A 509-nucleotide genomic window follows, 5' to 3' on the forward strand; every position below is an offset into this window, starting at 1 on the left:
CTACGCACGCCGGAGAACCCGGCGAACACGTCGGCGGGGCTGAACTTTTCGTACTACGAGGGCACGTGGGAGCGGCTGCCCAACTACAACGCCCTGCCGGCCGTGGCCACAGGCACGGCGGCGGTGCCCAACCTGGCTCCGCGCCTGCGCGACAACTACTACGGGCTGCAGTACACGGGCTACGTGACGGTGCCGGTGGACGGGCAGTACACGTTCTACACGCTGTCGGACGACGGCTCGCAGCTGTTCATCGGCTCGACGCTGGTGGCCGACAACGACTGGTCGCACTGGTTTGAGGAGCGCTCGGGCACGATTGGGCTCAAGGCGGGCACGCACGCGGTCACCATCATCTACTTTCAGCAGAGCGGCGACAGCGATTTGCAGGTCAGCTACCAGGGCCCGGGCATTGCCAAGCAGTTGGTGCCGGCCTCGGCCTGGCGGCGGGCGGGGGCCCTCAACCAGGCGCCCGTGGCCAACGCGGGCCCTAACCGCACCCTCACGCTACCCAC

Annotated in this window: 1 protein-coding gene; it reads left to right on the forward strand. The window is 68.2% G+C overall.

What is annotated here, in order from left to right; all coding sequences use genetic code 11:
* On the forward strand, positions 1-509 hold a 509-nt coding region (locus GO988_RS23675; protein ID WP_232341688.1), incomplete at both ends, for a PA14 domain-containing protein.

The sequence above is a fragment of the Hymenobacter ginkgonis genome, from assembly GCF_009755225.1.
Lineage (GTDB): Bacteria > Bacteroidota > Bacteroidia > Cytophagales > Hymenobacteraceae > Hymenobacter > Hymenobacter ginkgonis.